The sequence below is a fragment of the Streptomyces sp. NPDC030840 genome (assembly GCF_055572015.1).
The window spans coordinates 12667-27653 of the sequence record NZ_JBVIEE010000009.1; the positions used below are offsets into that span (position 1 = coordinate 12667).

Sequence of the window (14987 nt, forward strand, 5' to 3'; positions counted from 1 at the left end):
CATGCGGCTCCGCCGCGTGGGCGCGATCAGCCCCATAAGACCCGCAGCCGCCCACTGACAGAACCCGGCAGACGAGACCGCCCCCCACTACGCTGCACAGGCACCGTGACGCACGGGGACGGGGGAGGGGTACGGGCACCATGCAACCGCAGCCGTTGGAAACCGGTGAACCCACGGCAGTGGGCCCGTACCGCCTGCTGGGCCGCATCGGCTCAGGCGGAATGGGCCGCGTCTACCTGGGCCGCAGCGCGGGCGGCCGCACCGTCGCCGTCAAGATCGTCCACCCGCACTTCGCCCTGGACGAGGAGTTCCGGGCCCGCTTCCGCCGCGAGGTGGACGCCGCACGCCGGGTCGGCGGCGCGTGGACGGCCCCCGTACTGGACGCGGACCCGGAGGCCTCCGTGCCGTGGGTGGCGACGGCGTACGCGGCCGGCCCCTCACTGGCGGGAGCCGTCGCCGACAGCGGGGCGCTGCCTGCCCACTCCGTACGCGTCCTGGGCGCGGGCCTCGCGGAGGCGCTGGCCGCCGTGCACGCGCTGGGGCTGGTCCACCGGGACGTGAAGCCGTCGAACGTCCTGCTGACCGTGGACGGCCCGCTCCTCATCGACTTCGGTATCGCTCGCGCCACGGACGGCACGGCGTCCCTCACCTCCACCGGCGTCTCGATCGGCTCGCCCGGCTACATGTCGCCCGAGCAGATCCTCGGCAAGGGGGTCACGGGAGCGGCGGACGTCTTCTCGCTGGGCGCGGTCCTTGCGTACGCGGCGACGGGGGAGCCGCCCTTCCCCGGGGACTCCTCGGCGGCGCTCCTCTACAAGGTCGTCCATGAGGAACCGCGACTCGGTTCGCTGGAGGGCGAGTTGCGCGAGCTGGTGCGACGGTGCCTGGCGAAGGAGCCCGCCGGCCGGCCGAGCCCGGAGGACGTGGCCCGCGCCCTCGCGCCCGAGGGGGCGGCCCGGCTGGTGGCGGCGGGCTGGCTGCCGGGCCCGCTGGTGGAACAGGTCGGCCGGAGCGCCGTACAGCTGCTGAACCTGGAGGCGACGGAGGTGCCGGCGTCCGGTCCGGTGGGGTTCAGCAGTCCCTCGGTGGGCGGCGAAGCGCCGCCTGCCACAGGGGTGTTCGGGCCGCCCCCGGCCATGCCGTCGGACCGGGCGGCTGCCGTGCGCGTCGAGCCGGGACCCGAGGACGCGGCTCCCGTACCTGCGCCGGTGTCCGCATCCGCACCGGCACCCGCATCGGCATCCCCACCGGCACCCGCACCGGCAAGCGCACCGGCACCCCCATCACCCCCGGGAAAGATGTCGGTCAGCGTGGCCGCGACCTCCGTGCCCGGTACGAACGGGCGCGGCCGGAAGGTGAGTTGCACCATCGCTCTCGCGTTCGCGGGGGCGTTCGCCGCGGTGACCGTGGCGTCGGTGTTCTGGCTCGGGTTCCTGGGCGACGACAGCGGCAGCGACGCCGCGAGGGGCAGCAAGGACCAGGCGAGTCCGCCGGCGGCGAGCCAGAGCCGCTCCGACGACCCGGCGGCGGAAGGAGGGGACGTCCCGGAGAAGTACCTCGGGACGTGGGAGGGCGACGCCTACGCTCTGGGCGGGAAGTTGCCGGCGGGAACGTTCCGCGTGACCCTGCGACAGGCCGCCGTGGGCCAGAAGCTGGGGACCTTCCGTTCCACCGACCTCCTAGGCGGCGTCTGCGACGACGTGCTCGTCCTGAAGAAGGCCGGCGAGAAGCAGATCACCGCCACCAGCATCGCGAGCGAGAACAACCCCAGCGTGTGCACGACCGGCGAGCACGAGGTCCGCCTTACCCCGGTCGGGAAGGAACTGCGGTACGAGACGGACAACGCGGAGGCCGGTGACCCCGTCGCCCGCCTGGCGAAGATCAAGTAGCGGGGCCAGGACACGTGGATCTCGACCTCTGGCTGACTCTCGCCGCCGCCGTGTGGGGCGCGGCCGTCGGGCTGCTGCTGCCGCGGGCCGCGTACCGGCTGTCCGTGGAGCCGGAGGAGGCCTGGCAGGACGCCTGCCCGGCCGGGCACCCGATCAGAGGCCTGGCCCGCGGCTGGCTGGGGCGCGCCCGGTGCGGGTCGTGCGGGGCGGCCGTACCCGCCGACGCGGGCTGTGCGGGGCACGCGGGGAACCCGGTGAGGGACGAGGCCGAGGCGTCGTACGGACCGAGTACGCCCGTCGTCGCCCTGGTGACCGCCCTGGTGTGCGCGGCCCTCGCGCTCACGACCGGAACACGGCCCGAGCTGGCCGTCTGGCTGCTGCTCGCTCCGGTGGGCGTGCTGCTCACCCTGGTGGACCTGCGGGTGCAGCGGCTGCCGGACCCGCTGACGCTGCCGTTCGCGGGAGCGGCGCTCCTGCTCCTTGCCGTGGCGGCGGGGTTGCCGGAACACGGGGGTCAGTGGCGTACCGCGCTGTTCGGCTCCCTCGCGCTCGGCGCGTTCTACTTCCTCTTTTTCCTCATCCGCCCGATCGCCCTCGGCTTCGGCGACGTGAAGCTGGCGCTCGGGCTCGGAGCGGTGCTCGGCTGGTACGGGTGGGGGGCGCTGTTCCTGGGCACGTTCGCCGGGTCCCTGGTCGGGAGCGCGCACGTGACGGTGCTGTTCGCGCGCGGGCGCGCCGGACGCAGAACGCCGGTCGCGCTGGGGCCGTACCTGATCGCGGGCGCCTTCCTGGGCGTGCTGATGGAGGCGTACGCCGCCTGACGTCGGGGGCTCCGGGCCTCTGACGTAGGCTGGTTCGGTCTGTCCACACCCTTACGAAGCTTTACGAAAGGGACGCCCGGTGACCGAGAAGGCCGACCTCACGTCTGATGTCACAGCCGTCCTCGACCGTGCCGCCGCGGGTGGGCGGATCACGCCCGAGGAGGCGCTCGACCTCTACCGCCACGCCCCGCTGCACGCGCTGGGCACCGCCGCGGACGCCGTACGGCGGCGGAGGTACGCGGGCACCGAGCACATCGCCACGTACATCATCGAACGCAACATCAACTACACGAACGTCTGCGTCACGGCGTGCAAGTTCTGCGCCTTCTACGCCCCGCCGAAGGACACCGCCAAGGGCTGGACGCGGGACCTGGACGACATCCTGCGCCGCTGCGCCGAGACCGTCGAACTCGGCGGCACCCAGGTCATGTTCCAGGGCGGGCACCACCCGGACTACGGCGTCGAGTACTACGAGAAGCACTTCTCCGCCATCAAGAAGGAGTTCCCCCAGCTCGTCATCCACTCGCTGGGTGCCTCCGAGGTCGAGCACATGGCCCGTATCTCGAAGGTGAGTGTGGAGGAGGCCATCCAGCGCATCCACGCGGCCGGCCTGGACTCCTTCGCGGGCGCCGGCGCCGAGCTTCTCCCCGCCCGGCCGCGCAAGGCCATCGCCCCGCTCAAGGAGTCCGGCGAGCGGTGGCTGGAGATCATGGAGGCCGCGCACAACCTGGGCGTGGAGTCGACGTCCACGATGCTCATGGGCACCGGCGAGACGAACGCCGAGCGCATCGAGCACCTGCGGATGATCCGTGACGTGCAGGACCGGACGGGCGGCTTCCGGGCCTTCATCCCGTACACGTACCAGCCGGAGAACAACCACCTCAAGGGCCGTACGCAGGCGACGATCTTCGAGTACCTGCGCATGATCGCCATCGCGCGACTCTTCATGGACAACATCGCCCACATCCAGGGCTCCTGGCTGACCACCGGCAAGGAGATCGGCCAGCTCTCCCTGCACTACGGCGCGGACGACCTCGGCTCGATCATGCTGGAGGAGAACGTGGTGTCGTCGGCCGGCGCCAAGCACCGCTCCAACCGGCAGGAGATCATCGACCTGATCCGCAAGGCCGACCGCGTCCCCGCCCAGCGCACGACGACGTACGAGCACATCGTCGTCCACGACGACCCGGCGAACGACCCGGTCGACGAGCGGGTGGCCTCGCACATCTCCTCGACGGCGATCGAGGGCGGCACCGCCCACCCCGAGTTGAAGCTGCTGGCGTCCAACTGAGGCGCGCGTGCTGACGATTCACGCCGCCGACGAGGTGCGGTCCACCTGGGACGACCCGGAGCCGGTCACGGACGGTGCCGTGGCGGTGGAGGGCGACCGGGTCGCCGCCGTGGGCCCGCTGGCGGAGGTCCAGGCACGCTTCCCGGGCGCCCGCGTACGCCGCTGGCCGGGCGTCCTGGGGCCGGGGCGCGTCCACGAGGGGGCGCTTCCCGACGCCCCCACACCGCGTGAACGGGTTCACGCGGTGCTCAAGTCGGGTGCGGTGGCGGTTCTGGCGGAGCACGTGGGCGCGCCCGGACTCCGGGCGGCGGCGGAGCGGAACGACGTGGCGGTGCTGCCGGCTGCCCGCCCGGTGGCCATCGTGCGGGGTGGCCGTGCGGACCTGGCGGTGCTGGACGGGACGGGGGCGTGCCTCGTCACGGTGTGCGCGGGGCGGTTGGTCCACCGCAGGCGCTGATGTCCCAGCCTGTCCGGCGTTCGAGGACGAGGAAAGTCGCTCAGCCCGAGAACGCTTCCGCGAACGCCCCGTCCCCCTGCCTCACCCCGCTGCAGTCGTTCCGCGCGCCGTCCGACGAAGACCCGCCCTCACACTGCCGGTCACGGAAACTGGCCCACAGAGACGTCCACGCGATCCCCTTCTTCTCGGCGAACTCCCGCACCTGAGCCGCGTCCTGAAGCGTGAACGTCTCCTCGTCGACATCGTTCTGCCCGATCATCGAGGTGAGGGCCATCCCCTTCCACGCGGCGGAGTCGGAGAGACCGAACACCTCGGCGAGCTGGTCGTGGGTCGCCTCGGCGGCCTCCTCGGCGTAGTCGCCCATGTCATCGTCGTACGAACTGCCGTAGTTCATGGTCATGATGTTGACCGTCGAGACCTGTACGGAGCTGTCGTTCGCCGACTCCAGCAGCGCCATGCTGTCGTCGTTGAGGCCCGAGGGCATGACGGGCAGCGTGAAGGAGACGGACAGGTCGGGGCGGTCCTTCTGGAGCAGGGCGATCGCCTTGGAGCGCAGCTCCACGGAGGCAGAGTCCCCCAGCGCGTCCCCCTCGACGTCGAAGTCGGCCTCGGTGGCGCCGGCCGCGTCGAGCGCCTTCCCGTACGCCTCGGCCAGCTCCGGCGCACTGTCGCAGGCCTGGGCGAGTTCCGTCCCCGACGCCCCGCCGAACGACACCCGCACGGTCGCGCCCGAGTCCGCCAGCGCCGCTATGCGGGACGTGACCGCCGAGTCGCCGATCGCCTTCGACCCGTCCCACTTCGGCGTGCAGTCACCGCCGTCCGCGATCACGAACGCCAGGTTGTACGCCGACGCGGAACCCGCCGAGTCGAGGCCGGACGCGGTCGTCGCGCTCACGTAGGGCGCGTACCCCGTCGTCGGCTCCTCGGCGGTGCCGGTACTGCCCGGCTCCGGAGGCTGGGCCTGTTGCGTGGACGCGGCGCCGGTGTCGCCCGCGCCCGATCGCGACCCCGATCCGGAGCCAGATCCGGAGCCAGATCCGGAGTCCGATCCGGAGTCCGAGGAGCAGCCCGCACAGGCCAGCGCCACCAGGCACAGCAGTCCGGCAGCCGGCTTCAGGAAACTCCGCATTGGCATATGACCCGCTCTCATGGTCGTTCGTGATTTCTGTCTCAGCACGGAAACAAAGCGCGTTTCCGTGCTGGAAATGAATCACACGAGGCTGCACTTGATGAAGATCATCGGAGCGCAGGAGATTCGCGAGAAAGGTGGTGCCAAGTGGACAAGTCCGGCTATTCGACGGGAAATTACGGGTCATAAGCATCTCTCGGTCCTCACGCAGGCGTTCTCGGATTCTCCAAGAAAGGCCACAGGTCAAGTCATTTCTCATGGTGTCTCACATGAGAAAGCGAGAACGCGGCACATAAAGCCTGCCTGATGCCCCGGGATATTCAACGCGAGTCCGCCATTCCGTGCCGTGACCCTCTACCTCTGGCACGAGATCGCGCTCGTGCCGGCCGTCCCGCTGCTCGACCGGTTCTGGAACGTGCCCGCCTTCGAGAGGTACCTGCCGCTGGAGAGCCAGTGGTTCCTGTTCGGCATCGGCTGGATCCTGATCGCCGGCTTCGTCCTGCTGTGCGGGTGGGTGGAGGACGTGGCGGCGAAGGAGAAACCGCGGCTGCTGCCGTAGGGCGCCGGGGCCGGGGGCGCGGCGGTGGGCCGGACGCGGGGGTGTCCGGCCCGTACTGCCACAATGGGCGGGTGACCCGCGCATCCCTGGACAAGCAGCCGCACGAAGTCGCCTCGATGTTCGACGACGTCGCGGAACGGTACGACCTGACCAACGACGTGCTGTCCCTCGGCCAGGCCCGGCTGTGGCGCAAGGAGGTCGCCAGGGCCGTCGACGCGCGGCCCGCGCAGAAGGTGCTGGACCTCGCCGCCGGCACGGCCACCTCCTCGCTGCCGTTCGCCCGGACAGGTGCGTACGTCGTGCCGTGCGACTTCTCCCTCGGCATGCTCCGCGTCGGCAAGCAGCGGCACTCCTGGCTGCCCTTCACGGCGGGCGACGCGACGAGGCTCCCTTTCAAGAACGACACCTTCGACGCGGTGACGATCTCCTTCGGGCTCCGCAACGTCCAGGACACGGACAGCGCGCTGCGTGAGATGTACCGGGTGACCCGGCCCGGCGGCCGCGTGGTGATTTGCGAGTTCTCACACCCCACGTGGGCGCCGTTCCGCACTGTCTACACCGAGTACCTGATGCGGGCTCTGCCTCCGGTGGCCCGGGCCGTGTCGTCCAACCCCGACGCGTACGTGTACCTCGCCGAGTCCATCCGCGCGTGGCCGGATCAGCCGGCGCTCGCGGAACGGCTCCGCAAGGCCGGCTGGGAGAAGGTGGCCTGGCGGAACCTGACGGGTGGGGTGGTGGCGCTGCACCGGGGGTTCAAGCAGCCGTAGCCGCAGCCTTGGCTGTGCCGTGGCCCGTGGCCCATAGCCCGTAGGCCTGGCCGTGCCGTAGCCGCCCTACTGGCTCAGCACGGGAAACGGATCCCCCGGCTCATCCAGCTCCCGCTCCAGCCCACCGGACGGAGGCCCACCCCGCCGGGGCTCGCGCACACCCGCGCCCCCGCCTCCCTCACCCTCACCGAAGTCGAACCAGACGGTGACCACGGCCCCCCGCGGAACCTCCGTCCCCGGCAGCGGATACTGCCGTACGACGTAGTCGACGACGGCGAGATGGAAGTCGGGCCGGTCGGGCGCGGTGAGCAGCACGCCACGTGCCTGTGCGGTCTCACGCGCGTCCACGGCCATCAGACCGACGAGCCGTGGCACGCGCACTTCGGGTGTCTTGGGTGTTATGCGCACAGATGTCACCCCCAGCGGTACTGGCAGGGTAACCGCGGGGGGTGCCGACCGGAAGCGGCTCGTGCCTATCTGTAGCCGGATCCGGAGATTCGGCTACCCAGGGTCACAGGTCGAGTCGGTATCTGTGTCCGACCGCCTTCGAGGTCGGCGTGGCGAAGACCTCCTCCAACTCCATGCCCAGGCGCTGGGTCACGGCGATGGAGCGCTTGTTCTCCGCGAGGACCATGGCGACGACGGTCGGGACACCCGCCCGGCGCACGCGGTCGAGGGTCTCCCGGGCCGCCGCGGTGACGTACCCCTTGCCCCAGTGGGACCGTGCGAGCCGCCAGCCGATCTCGATCTCCCCCACCGGGCCGAAGCCCTCGTGCGGCCACGGCTGGGCGCCCGTGAAGCCGATGACCTGGCCGTCCTCGTCGAGCATGGACCAGAAGCAGAAGCCCCGCTCGGCGTCGTGGCGGCGCTGGCGGGCGGTGAGCTCCTCGTAGACGGACAACTCGGCGGACCTGCCCCCGTGGAACTCCATGACCTCGGGGTCGTCGAAGATCCGGTGCCAGGCGATGGCGTCCTCGTCGGTGGGGACACGCAGCCGTACGTCGGGGAGAGCTCTGTTCACAGGGCAGCCCTTCAGCCAGGTGATCGGTACCGCTGAATAGACTGCCCATGTCCAGTGCCCGTCAGCACGCTGTTTTCGAGTCTTCGGGCCTCGAATTCCGGCACGCTGACACGAGACTCGGGGAGAACCCGCCGTGACCGAGCCCCAGCCCCTTACCGAACACACCGCCGATGTGATCGTCGTCGGGGCCGGGCCAGCCGGTTCCACCACCGCGTACTACCTGGCCAAGGCCGGACTGGACGTCCTGCTGCTGGAGAAGACCGCCTTCCCGCGCGAGAAGGTGTGCGGTGACGGCCTGACGCCGCGCGCGACGAAGCAGCTGGTCTCGATGGGCATCGACATCTCCGAGGAGGCCGGCTGGCTCCGCAACAAGGGGCTGCGCATCATCGGCGGCGGCGTCCGTCTCCAACTCGACTGGCCGGATCTCGCCGCGTACCCGGACTACGGACTGGTCCGCAAGCGCGACGACTTCGACGAGCAACTGGCCCGGCAGGCCCAGAAGGCGGGCGCGCGGCTGTACGAGCGCTGCAACGTCGGCGCCCCGATCATCGACGACCGCACGGGGCGCATCACGGGTGTGCACGCCAAGCTCGGTGACGCCGAGTCGGGGTCGAAGGAGAAGCGGGACGTCACGTTCCACGCGCCGCTGGTCGTGGCCGCGGACGGCAACTCCACCCGCCTGTCCCTGGCGATGGGCCTGCACCGCCGCGAGGACCGCCCCATGGGCGTCGCGGTCCGCACCTACTTCACCTCGCCCCGCCACGACGACGACTACCTGGAGTCCTGGCTGGAGCTGTGGGACCGCCGCGGTCCGGGGGAGGACCGTCTGCTCCCCGGCTACGGCTGGATCTTCGGCATGGGGGACGGCACGTCGAACGTCGGCCTGGGCGTCCTCAACACCTCGGCCTCCTTCAAGGAACTGGACTGGCGCGAGGTCCTCAAGGCCTGGTGCGCCTCCATGCCGGAGGACTGGGGCTACACCCCGGACAACATGACGGGCCCCATCCGCGGCGCCGCCCTCCCCATGGCCTTCAACCGCCAGCCCCACTACACGAAGGGGCTGTTGCTGGTCGGCGACGCCGGCGGCCTGGTCAACCCCTTCAACGGCGAGGGCATCGCCTACGCCATGGAGTCCGGCCAGATCGCCGCGGACGTCATCGTCCAGGCCCACGCCCGCTCGACCCCGGGCCAGCGCGAACTCGCCCTGCAGAGCTACCCCCGCATCCTGAAGGACACCTACGGCGGCTACTACACGCTGGGCCGCGCCTTCGTGAAGCTCATCGGCAACCCGAAGGTCATGAAACTCGCGACCCAGCGCGGCCTCACCCACCCCCTGCTGATGAAGTTCACCCTCAAGCTCCTCGCCAACCTCACCGACCCGACCGGCGGCGACGCGATGGACCGCATCATCAACGGCCTGAGCAAGGTGGCCCCGAAGGCCTGACGAACGCCGGGCGCTGACGCGGGCCCGGCGTTCGTGACACAAGTCCTACCTGCCGAGCGCCTCGACGTTGGCGGCCCGGCGCGCGAACACCTCGCCGCGCCGGTCCGCCACCTGCCTGAGCGCGTCCCTGCGCTCCCGCTGGGAAAGCCGGTCCAGGTAGACATGACCGTCGCAGTGGTCGGTCTCGTGCTCCAGGCAGCGCGCGAAGTACCCCGTGCCCTCGATGACCAGCGGTCGCCCGTCCTTGTCGAGACCCCGTACGACTGCCAGGTCCGGACGCGGCACGTCCATCACGGCGCCCGGCACCGACAGGCATCCCTCGGCTTCGTCGAGCAGCCGGCGCCCGGCCGGGTCGAGGGAGTCGAGGACCGGGTTGACAATGTGCCCGACGTGCCGGACCCCGTCGTCGTCCGGACAGTCGTACACGAACAGCCTCAAGTCGACACCCACTTGATTCGCCGCGAGACCCGCGCCGTTCGCGATGTACATCGTCAGGAACATGTCGTCGATCAGCGCCGCGAGATCTGGTCCGAACTTCGTGACGTCCCTGCACGGCTTGTGCAGAACCTCTTCGCCGACCTCGGTGATGCGCCGCACCGAACCGCGCTCCGCCTCGGGCGCGAGGGGTGGATACGAGTCGACGGGCCTGCCTTGCACGAACACGCTCGGCATGACTGTTTCTCCTGTCGTGTGAGGACGCTGCGGCCGGGCGGGAAACCGGGCTTCCGACCTCGGAAGCCCTCCCTGCCCTCCGATGTCTGTGACGATGCCACGACGCCCACCACGAGGACGAGTGGGCCTCGGTGTCGGCCAGACCCGCCACCTCGTTACAGACGGGGTTGGCGTGTGCGTCCCTGCGGAGCAGGACAGAAAAAAGACGAATCGCCGTCAGGGCGATTCGTCTTCTTCCCCGACGGCGTGAAAACAGCAGGTACGGCGGTACGGGCCGTGGGCCGGACGTCTACGGACTCGGCCCGCCGATGCCCACAGGGTGAGGGCACCCGCCCCCGAGGCGGCAGCCCTCACCCCGCAAGAGGTACTCGTATGGGGTACTCGTGGAACGAACGGAAACGAACGGGTCAGAGAACCCGCACCGCACCCGTCGCCGGATAGCCGGAGAGGTCCTGGATCACGACGCCCTTGGAGGGGTTGGCCGCGTCGAGGTACTGGCCGCCCCCGATGTAGACGCCCACGTGGTACGCGGAGCCCTTCGAGCCCCAGTAGAGGATGTCGCCGACCTGGACGTTGGACAGCGAGACCTCGGTGCCCTGCATCGACTGGTCCTGGGAGACCCGGGGGAGGTCCACGCCGACCTGCTTGAACGCGGCCTGGACGAGCGAGGAGCAGTCCCACGCGTTGGGGCCGGTGGCGCCCAGGACGTAGGCGTCGCCCACCTGCGCCTTGAGGAAGTTGATGACCGTCGCGACACTGCCGCTGGCCGGGGCGGACACCGACGTGGAGGTCGATGCCGACGCCGACAGGGTGGACCGCTCGGCGTTGCGCGTGGCGCGCTCGGCGGCTGCCCTCCGCTCGGCCTCGGCCTTCTTCTTGGCCTCCGCCTTCGCTTCCTTGAGGTCCGCCGCGGCCTGCTTGGCGGCCTTGGCGGTGGCGGCGTCACGCTCGGCCTGCAGCTCGTAGTTCGCCGCGGTCTGCTGCATCGCGTCGGCGGACTGTGCGACCTGGGAGGCCACGTCGGCCGTGAGCGTGGGCAGTTCGATCGTCTGGGTCACGGGCTCCGCGGCGTTCGCCGACGCGGACGCACCGGCCACTGCCACGCTGCCGAGGATGCCACCGGCGACTCCGGCACGCATCGCCATCTTCGAGGCGCTGCGGCGGGGTTTCCGGTGGCTGCGTATGTGAGCGGTGTGGGACATGGGTACAAGCGGTACCAGGGGCTCCTCCATACCTTCAAGAAACGTGTGGTCCGCCACAGTTGTTCAATCCGCCCGGCAAACCCCCGGCATCTCGCTCCTTATTGACGCCGTAACGGACATTGCGGACAGCGTCGATCAGGCCTGTGATCATGGGGTTTCGCTGATTCGCCCGAATTGCTCTCCGCTTACCACTGGTTGCGGCAGGTGGCCAAGCCCGGTTCTCCGGTGCTCCGCGGAAATGTGGCGCAGGTCACATGGCGGTTGTCGCGGTGACCCTGCCGTGACGTATGGATCCGGGTGCGGGTTCCTTGTGAATGTGTGCACGCGTCCACACTCGCCCCCCGCCCCCCTCGGAGGTGTGAACGCCTCCTTTATCAAGCCGCGCCGCCCGGGAGCCAATTTGCATGCGCGGGAAGTCTCTTGATATTGAGACGACCTGCTTGACCAGGGGTTACGATCGAAATTGTCACTTCTGGTGATCGCTCTGACGCTTCGGGTGCGAAGATCACTGATCATCCGACTTCATGATCGTTCGTCAGGTGGTGGAGATCACAAAGTCCTTGTTGTACCCCGTGTCGCAGATCACAGACCGGCGGGCATAAGATGCGGGGCAGTTGGGCTTGTGACCTGCTTCACATGTTCGCGATCTTCGCCGGGACCAGCGGGGTTCGTGAGGCCGGTGATGCAGGTGGCGGGCCCGGCACAACCGCCAGCAGTCAGTGCCGACTGAGAGGAGCGAGGAGCGGTGAACGCGTATGCGCCCATCCTCGTACTGGGAGCCCTCGGGGCAGGCTTTGCGATCTTCTCCGTGGTCATGGCCACGTTGATCGGACCAAAGCGGTACAACCGGGCCAAGCTCGAGGCCTACGAGTGCGGTATCGAGCCGACCCCCACGCCGGCCGGCGGCGGGCGTTTCCCCATCAAGTACTACCTGACGGCGATGCTCTTCATCGTCTTCGACATCGAGATCGTCTTCCTCTACCCCTGGGCCGTCACCTTCGACGCCCTGGGTGTTTTCGGGCTCGTGGAGATGCTGCTCTTCGTGCTCACCGTCTTCGTCGCCTACGCGTACGTGTGGCGGCGCGGCGGCCTGGAATGGGACTGAGGGGCCTTTCAATCATGGGACTCGAAGAAAAGCTGCCGAGCGGATTCCTGCTGACCACCGTCGAGCAGGCCGCGGGCTGGGTGCGCAAGGCGTCGGTCTTCCCCGCCACCTTCGGCCTCGCCTGTTGCGCCATCGAGATGATGACCACGGGCGCGGGGCGCTACGACCTGGCCCGATTCGGCATGGAGGTCTTCCGCGGCTCACCCCGCCAGGCGGACCTCATGATCGTCGCGGGCCGGGTCAGTCAGAAGATGGCGCCGGTGCTGCGGCAGGTCTACGACCAGATGCCGAACCCCAAGTGGGTGATCTCCATGGGGGTCTGCGCCTCGTCGGGCGGCATGTTCAACAACTACGCCATCGTCCAGGGCGTCGACCACATCGTCCCGGTCGACATCTATCTTCCGGGCTGCCCGCCACGGCCCGAGATGCTGATGGACGCCATCCTCAAGCTCCACCAGAAGATCCAGACCTCCAAGCTCGGTGTGAACGCCGAGGAGGCGGCCCGCGAGGCCGAAGAGGCCGCGCTCAAGGCGCTCCCCACCATCGAGATGAAGGGGCTGCTGCGATGAGCGACGCGAACGGCACAGGCGGGGTCAACCCCGAGAAGGACCTCGGCGCCTCCAACCTCCCCGGTCAGCGCGGCGAGGGCGGCGAGGAGATCCGCGTGCAGCGCGGCATGTTCGGCGCCAACAACGGCGGCGACACCTCCGGCTACGGCGGCCTGGTCCGCTCCATCCGCCTCCCCGGAGCGGCCACCCGCCCCTACGGCGGCTGGTTCGACGAGGTCGCAGACGAACTCGAGGGTGCCCTGGAGGAGCAGGGCCTCGTCCCCGAGAACGTCATCGACAAGACGGTCGTCGACCGAGATGAGCTCACCTTCCACGTCGAACGCGAGTACCTGCTCGCCGTGGCCCAGACCCTCCGCGACGACCCGGCCCTCCGCTTCGAGCTGTGCACCGGCGTCTCCGGCGTCCACTACCCGGGCGACAAGGGCCGCGAGCTGCACGCCGTCTACCACCTGCGGTCGATCACCCACAACCGGCTGATCCGCCTGGAGGTCTCCGCCCCCGACGCCGACCCGCACATCCCGTCGCTCGTCTCCGTCTACCCGACGAACGACTGGCACGAGCGCGAGACGTACGACTTCTTCGGCATCGTCTTCGACGGTCACCCGGCGCTGACGCGGATCATGATGCCGGACGACTGGCAGGGCTTCCCGCAGCGCAAGGACTACCCCCTCGGCGGCATCCCCGTCGAGTACAAGGGCGCCCAGATCCCGGCTCCGGACCAGCGGAGGTCGTACTCATGAGCACGCAGTCAGCAGCCGCCCGGGAAACCACCGAGGGCACCGTCTACACGGTCACCGGCGGCGACTGGGACGAGGTCGTCGAGACCGCGGCCAAGGCCGACGACGAGCGCCTGATCGTCAACATGGGCCCGCAGCACCCGTCCACCCACGGCGTGCTCCGGCTCATCCTGGAGATCGAGGGCGAGACCGTCACCGAGGCCCGCTGCGGCATCGGCTACCTCCACACCGGCATCGAGAAGAACCTCGAGTACCGCACCTGGACCCAGGGCACGACCTTCGTGACCCGCATGGACTACCTCACGCCGTTCTTCAACGAGACGGCGTACTGCCTCGCCGTCGAGAAGCTCCTCGGCATCGAGGACCAGGTCCCGGACCGCGCCTCGATCATCCGCGTGCTCCTGATGGAGCTGAACCGGCTCTCCTCCCACCTGGTGTGCATCGCCACCGGCGGCATGGAGCTGGGCGCCACCACGATCATGATCTACGGCTTCCGTGATCGTGAACTCATTCTCGACATCTACGAGCTGATCACCGGCCTGAGGATGAACCACGCGTACATCCGGCCCGGCGGACTCGCCCAGGACCTGCCGCCGGGCGCGGTGGACCAGATCCGCGAGTTCGTGAAGAAGATGAAGAAGAACCTTCCCGAGTACGACAAGCTCGCCACCGGGAACCCCATCTTCAAGGCCCGCATGCAGGACGTCGGCTACCTCGACCTGGCCGGCTGCATGGCCCTCGGCGCCACCGGCCCGATCCTGCGCTCGGCGGGCCTGCCGCACGACCTGCGCAAGGCACAGCCGTACTGCGGCTACGAGACGTACGACTTCGACGTCCCGACCGCCGACACCTGCGACTCCTACGGTCGCTTCCTGATCCGTCTGGAAGAGATGCGCCAGTCGCTGCGGATCGTCGAGCAGTGCCTGGACCGGCTCGCCCCCGGTCCGGTCATGGTCGCCGACAAGAAGATCGCGTGGCCCGCCCAGCTCGCGTTGGGACCGGACGGACTCGGCAACTCCCTGGACCACATCAAGAAGATCATGGGCACCTCCATGGAGGCCCTGATCCACCACTTCAAGCTGGTGACCGAGGGCTTCCGCGTCCCGCCGGGACAGACGTACGCGGCGGTCGAGTCGCCCAAGGGCGAGCTCGGGGTGCACGCCGTGTCCGACGGAGGCACCCGCCCCTTCCGGGTCCACTTCCGCGACCCGTCCTTCACCAACCTGCAGGCCATGGCGGCGATGTGCGAGGGCGGCCAGGTCGCCGACGTCATCGTCGCCGTCGCGTCCATCGACCCCGTGATGGGAGGCGTCGACCGGTGACC

Annotated in this window: 15 protein-coding genes and 1 pseudogene; 11 read left to right on the forward strand and 5 right to left on the reverse strand. The window is 69.5% G+C overall.

Annotation, left to right across the window (positions count from 1 at the left end; translation table 11 throughout):
• Positions 1-140: 140 nt before the first annotated feature.
• The 4 genes from ACZ49J_RS20530 (at position 141) to ACZ49J_RS20545 (ending at position 4458) form a co-directional block, all read left to right on the forward strand.
• Positions 141-1889, forward strand: a complete 1749-nt coding sequence (locus tag ACZ49J_RS20530; RefSeq protein ID WP_467449816.1) for a serine/threonine-protein kinase — start codon at positions 141-143, stop codon at positions 1887-1889.
• A gap of 14 nt (positions 1890-1903) precedes the next feature.
• The gene (locus tag ACZ49J_RS20535; protein WP_467449818.1) at positions 1904-2710 is read left to right on the forward strand and encodes a prepilin peptidase; all 807 of its coding nucleotides are present in this window, start codon (positions 1904-1906) and stop codon (positions 2708-2710) included.
• A 79-nt stretch (positions 2711-2789) separates the two neighbouring features.
• Complete coding sequence (gene mqnC, locus ACZ49J_RS20540) at positions 2790-4001, forward strand: cyclic dehypoxanthinyl futalosine synthase (protein WP_467449820.1); 1212 nt, start codon at positions 2790-2792, stop codon at positions 3999-4001.
• A gap of 7 nt (positions 4002-4008) precedes the next feature.
• Positions 4009-4458, forward strand: coding sequence for an imidazolonepropionase-like domain-containing protein (locus tag ACZ49J_RS20545; protein ID WP_467449822.1), 450 nt, complete (start codon positions 4009-4011; stop codon positions 4456-4458).
• A gap of 40 nt (positions 4459-4498) precedes the next feature.
• Here ACZ49J_RS20545 and ACZ49J_RS20550 read toward each other — a convergent pair whose 3' ends face one another.
• Positions 4499-5587 carry a chitinase gene (locus ACZ49J_RS20550; protein WP_467450219.1) on the reverse strand — a complete coding sequence of 363 codons (1089 nt, stop codon included), beginning with the start codon at positions 5585-5587 and terminating at the stop codon, positions 4499-4501.
• A gap of 316 nt (positions 5588-5903) precedes the next feature.
• Here ACZ49J_RS20550 and ACZ49J_RS20555 point away from each other — a divergent pair.
• Positions 5904-6146: pseudogene (locus ACZ49J_RS20555) on the forward strand (acyltransferase family protein); the annotation flags it as partial.
• Positions 6147-6217: 71 nt separating this feature from the next.
• The gene (locus tag ACZ49J_RS20560; RefSeq protein WP_467449825.1) at positions 6218-6913 is read left to right on the forward strand and encodes a demethylmenaquinone methyltransferase; all 696 of its coding nucleotides are present in this window, start codon (positions 6218-6220) and stop codon (positions 6911-6913) included.
• A 66-nt stretch (positions 6914-6979) separates the two neighbouring features.
• On the opposite strand, the gene ACZ49J_RS20565 is transcribed toward ACZ49J_RS20560, so the two are convergent.
• Both ACZ49J_RS20565 and ACZ49J_RS20570 read right to left on the reverse strand, forming a co-directional pair.
• The gene (locus tag ACZ49J_RS20565) at positions 6980-7321 is read right to left on the reverse strand and encodes a PASTA domain-containing protein (protein WP_467449827.1); all 342 of its coding nucleotides are present in this window, start codon (positions 7319-7321) and stop codon (positions 6980-6982) included.
• Positions 7322-7424: 103 nt separating this feature from the next.
• Complete coding sequence (locus ACZ49J_RS20570; RefSeq protein ID WP_467449830.1) at positions 7425-7934, reverse strand: GNAT family N-acetyltransferase; 510 nt, start codon at positions 7932-7934, stop codon at positions 7425-7427.
• A gap of 133 nt (positions 7935-8067) precedes the next feature.
• On the opposite strand from ACZ49J_RS20570, the gene ACZ49J_RS20575 reads away from it, so the two are divergent.
• The gene (locus ACZ49J_RS20575; protein WP_467449832.1) at positions 8068-9378 is read left to right on the forward strand and encodes a geranylgeranyl reductase family protein; all 1311 of its coding nucleotides are present in this window, start codon (positions 8068-8070) and stop codon (positions 9376-9378) included.
• A gap of 45 nt (positions 9379-9423) precedes the next feature.
• Here ACZ49J_RS20575 and def read toward each other — a convergent pair whose 3' ends face one another.
• Positions 9424-10050, reverse strand: coding sequence for a peptide deformylase (def, locus tag ACZ49J_RS20580; protein WP_467449834.1), 627 nt, complete (start codon positions 10048-10050; stop codon positions 9424-9426).
• A gap of 407 nt (positions 10051-10457) precedes the next feature.
• On the reverse strand, positions 10458-11282 hold the full coding sequence (locus ACZ49J_RS20585; protein WP_467449837.1) for a C40 family peptidase: 825 nt from the start codon (positions 11280-11282) through the stop codon (positions 10458-10460).
• A 715-nt stretch (positions 11283-11997) separates the two neighbouring features.
• Here ACZ49J_RS20585 and ACZ49J_RS20590 point away from each other — a divergent pair.
• The 4 genes from ACZ49J_RS20590 to ACZ49J_RS20605 are packed head-to-tail and all read left to right on the forward strand — an operon-like array spanning position 11998 to position 14985.
• Positions 11998-12357 (forward strand): NADH-quinone oxidoreductase subunit A, encoded by a 360-nt coding sequence (locus tag ACZ49J_RS20590; protein WP_007383963.1) that lies wholly within the window; start codon positions 11998-12000, stop codon positions 12355-12357.
• A gap of 14 nt (positions 12358-12371) precedes the next feature.
• The gene (locus ACZ49J_RS20595) at positions 12372-12926 is read left to right on the forward strand and encodes a NuoB/complex I 20 kDa subunit family protein (protein WP_003998928.1); all 555 of its coding nucleotides are present in this window, start codon (positions 12372-12374) and stop codon (positions 12924-12926) included.
• Positions 12923-13666, forward strand: coding sequence for an NADH-quinone oxidoreductase subunit C (locus ACZ49J_RS20600; RefSeq protein WP_467449839.1), 744 nt, complete (start codon positions 12923-12925; stop codon positions 13664-13666). Before ACZ49J_RS20595 ends, ACZ49J_RS20600 begins: the two co-directional genes overlap by 4 nt.
• The gene (locus tag ACZ49J_RS20605; RefSeq protein WP_467449841.1) at positions 13663-14985 is read left to right on the forward strand and encodes an NADH-quinone oxidoreductase subunit D; all 1323 of its coding nucleotides are present in this window, start codon (positions 13663-13665) and stop codon (positions 14983-14985) included. Before ACZ49J_RS20600 ends, ACZ49J_RS20605 begins: the two co-directional genes overlap by 4 nt.
• Positions 14986-14987: the final 2 nt, after the last annotated feature.

What these genes read in the sequence shown, in the direction of transcription:
- ACZ49J_RS20605 (WP_467449841.1), top strand. Translation starts at nt 13,663, where the DNA reads ATGAGCACGCAGTCAGCAGCCGCCCGGGAAACCACCGAGGGCACCGTC.
- ACZ49J_RS20595 (WP_003998928.1), top strand. Translation starts at nt 12,372, where the DNA reads ATGGGACTCGAAGAAAAGCTGCCGAGCGGATTCCTGCTGACCACCGTC.
- ACZ49J_RS20585 (WP_467449837.1), bottom strand. Translation starts at nt 11,282, where the DNA reads ATGGAGGAGCCCCTGGTACCGCTTGTACCCATGTCCCACACCGCTCAC.
- ACZ49J_RS20600 (WP_467449839.1), top strand. Translation starts at nt 12,923, where the DNA reads ATGAGCGACGCGAACGGCACAGGCGGGGTCAACCCCGAGAAGGACCTC.
- def (WP_467449834.1), bottom strand. Translation starts at nt 10,050, where the DNA reads ATGCCGAGCGTGTTCGTGCAAGGCAGGCCCGTCGACTCGTATCCACCC.
- ACZ49J_RS20550 (WP_467450219.1), bottom strand. Translation starts at nt 5,587, where the DNA reads ATGCGGAGTTTCCTGAAGCCGGCTGCCGGACTGCTGTGCCTGGTGGCG.
- ACZ49J_RS20530 (WP_467449816.1), top strand. Translation starts at nt 141, where the DNA reads ATGCAACCGCAGCCGTTGGAAACCGGTGAACCCACGGCAGTGGGCCCG.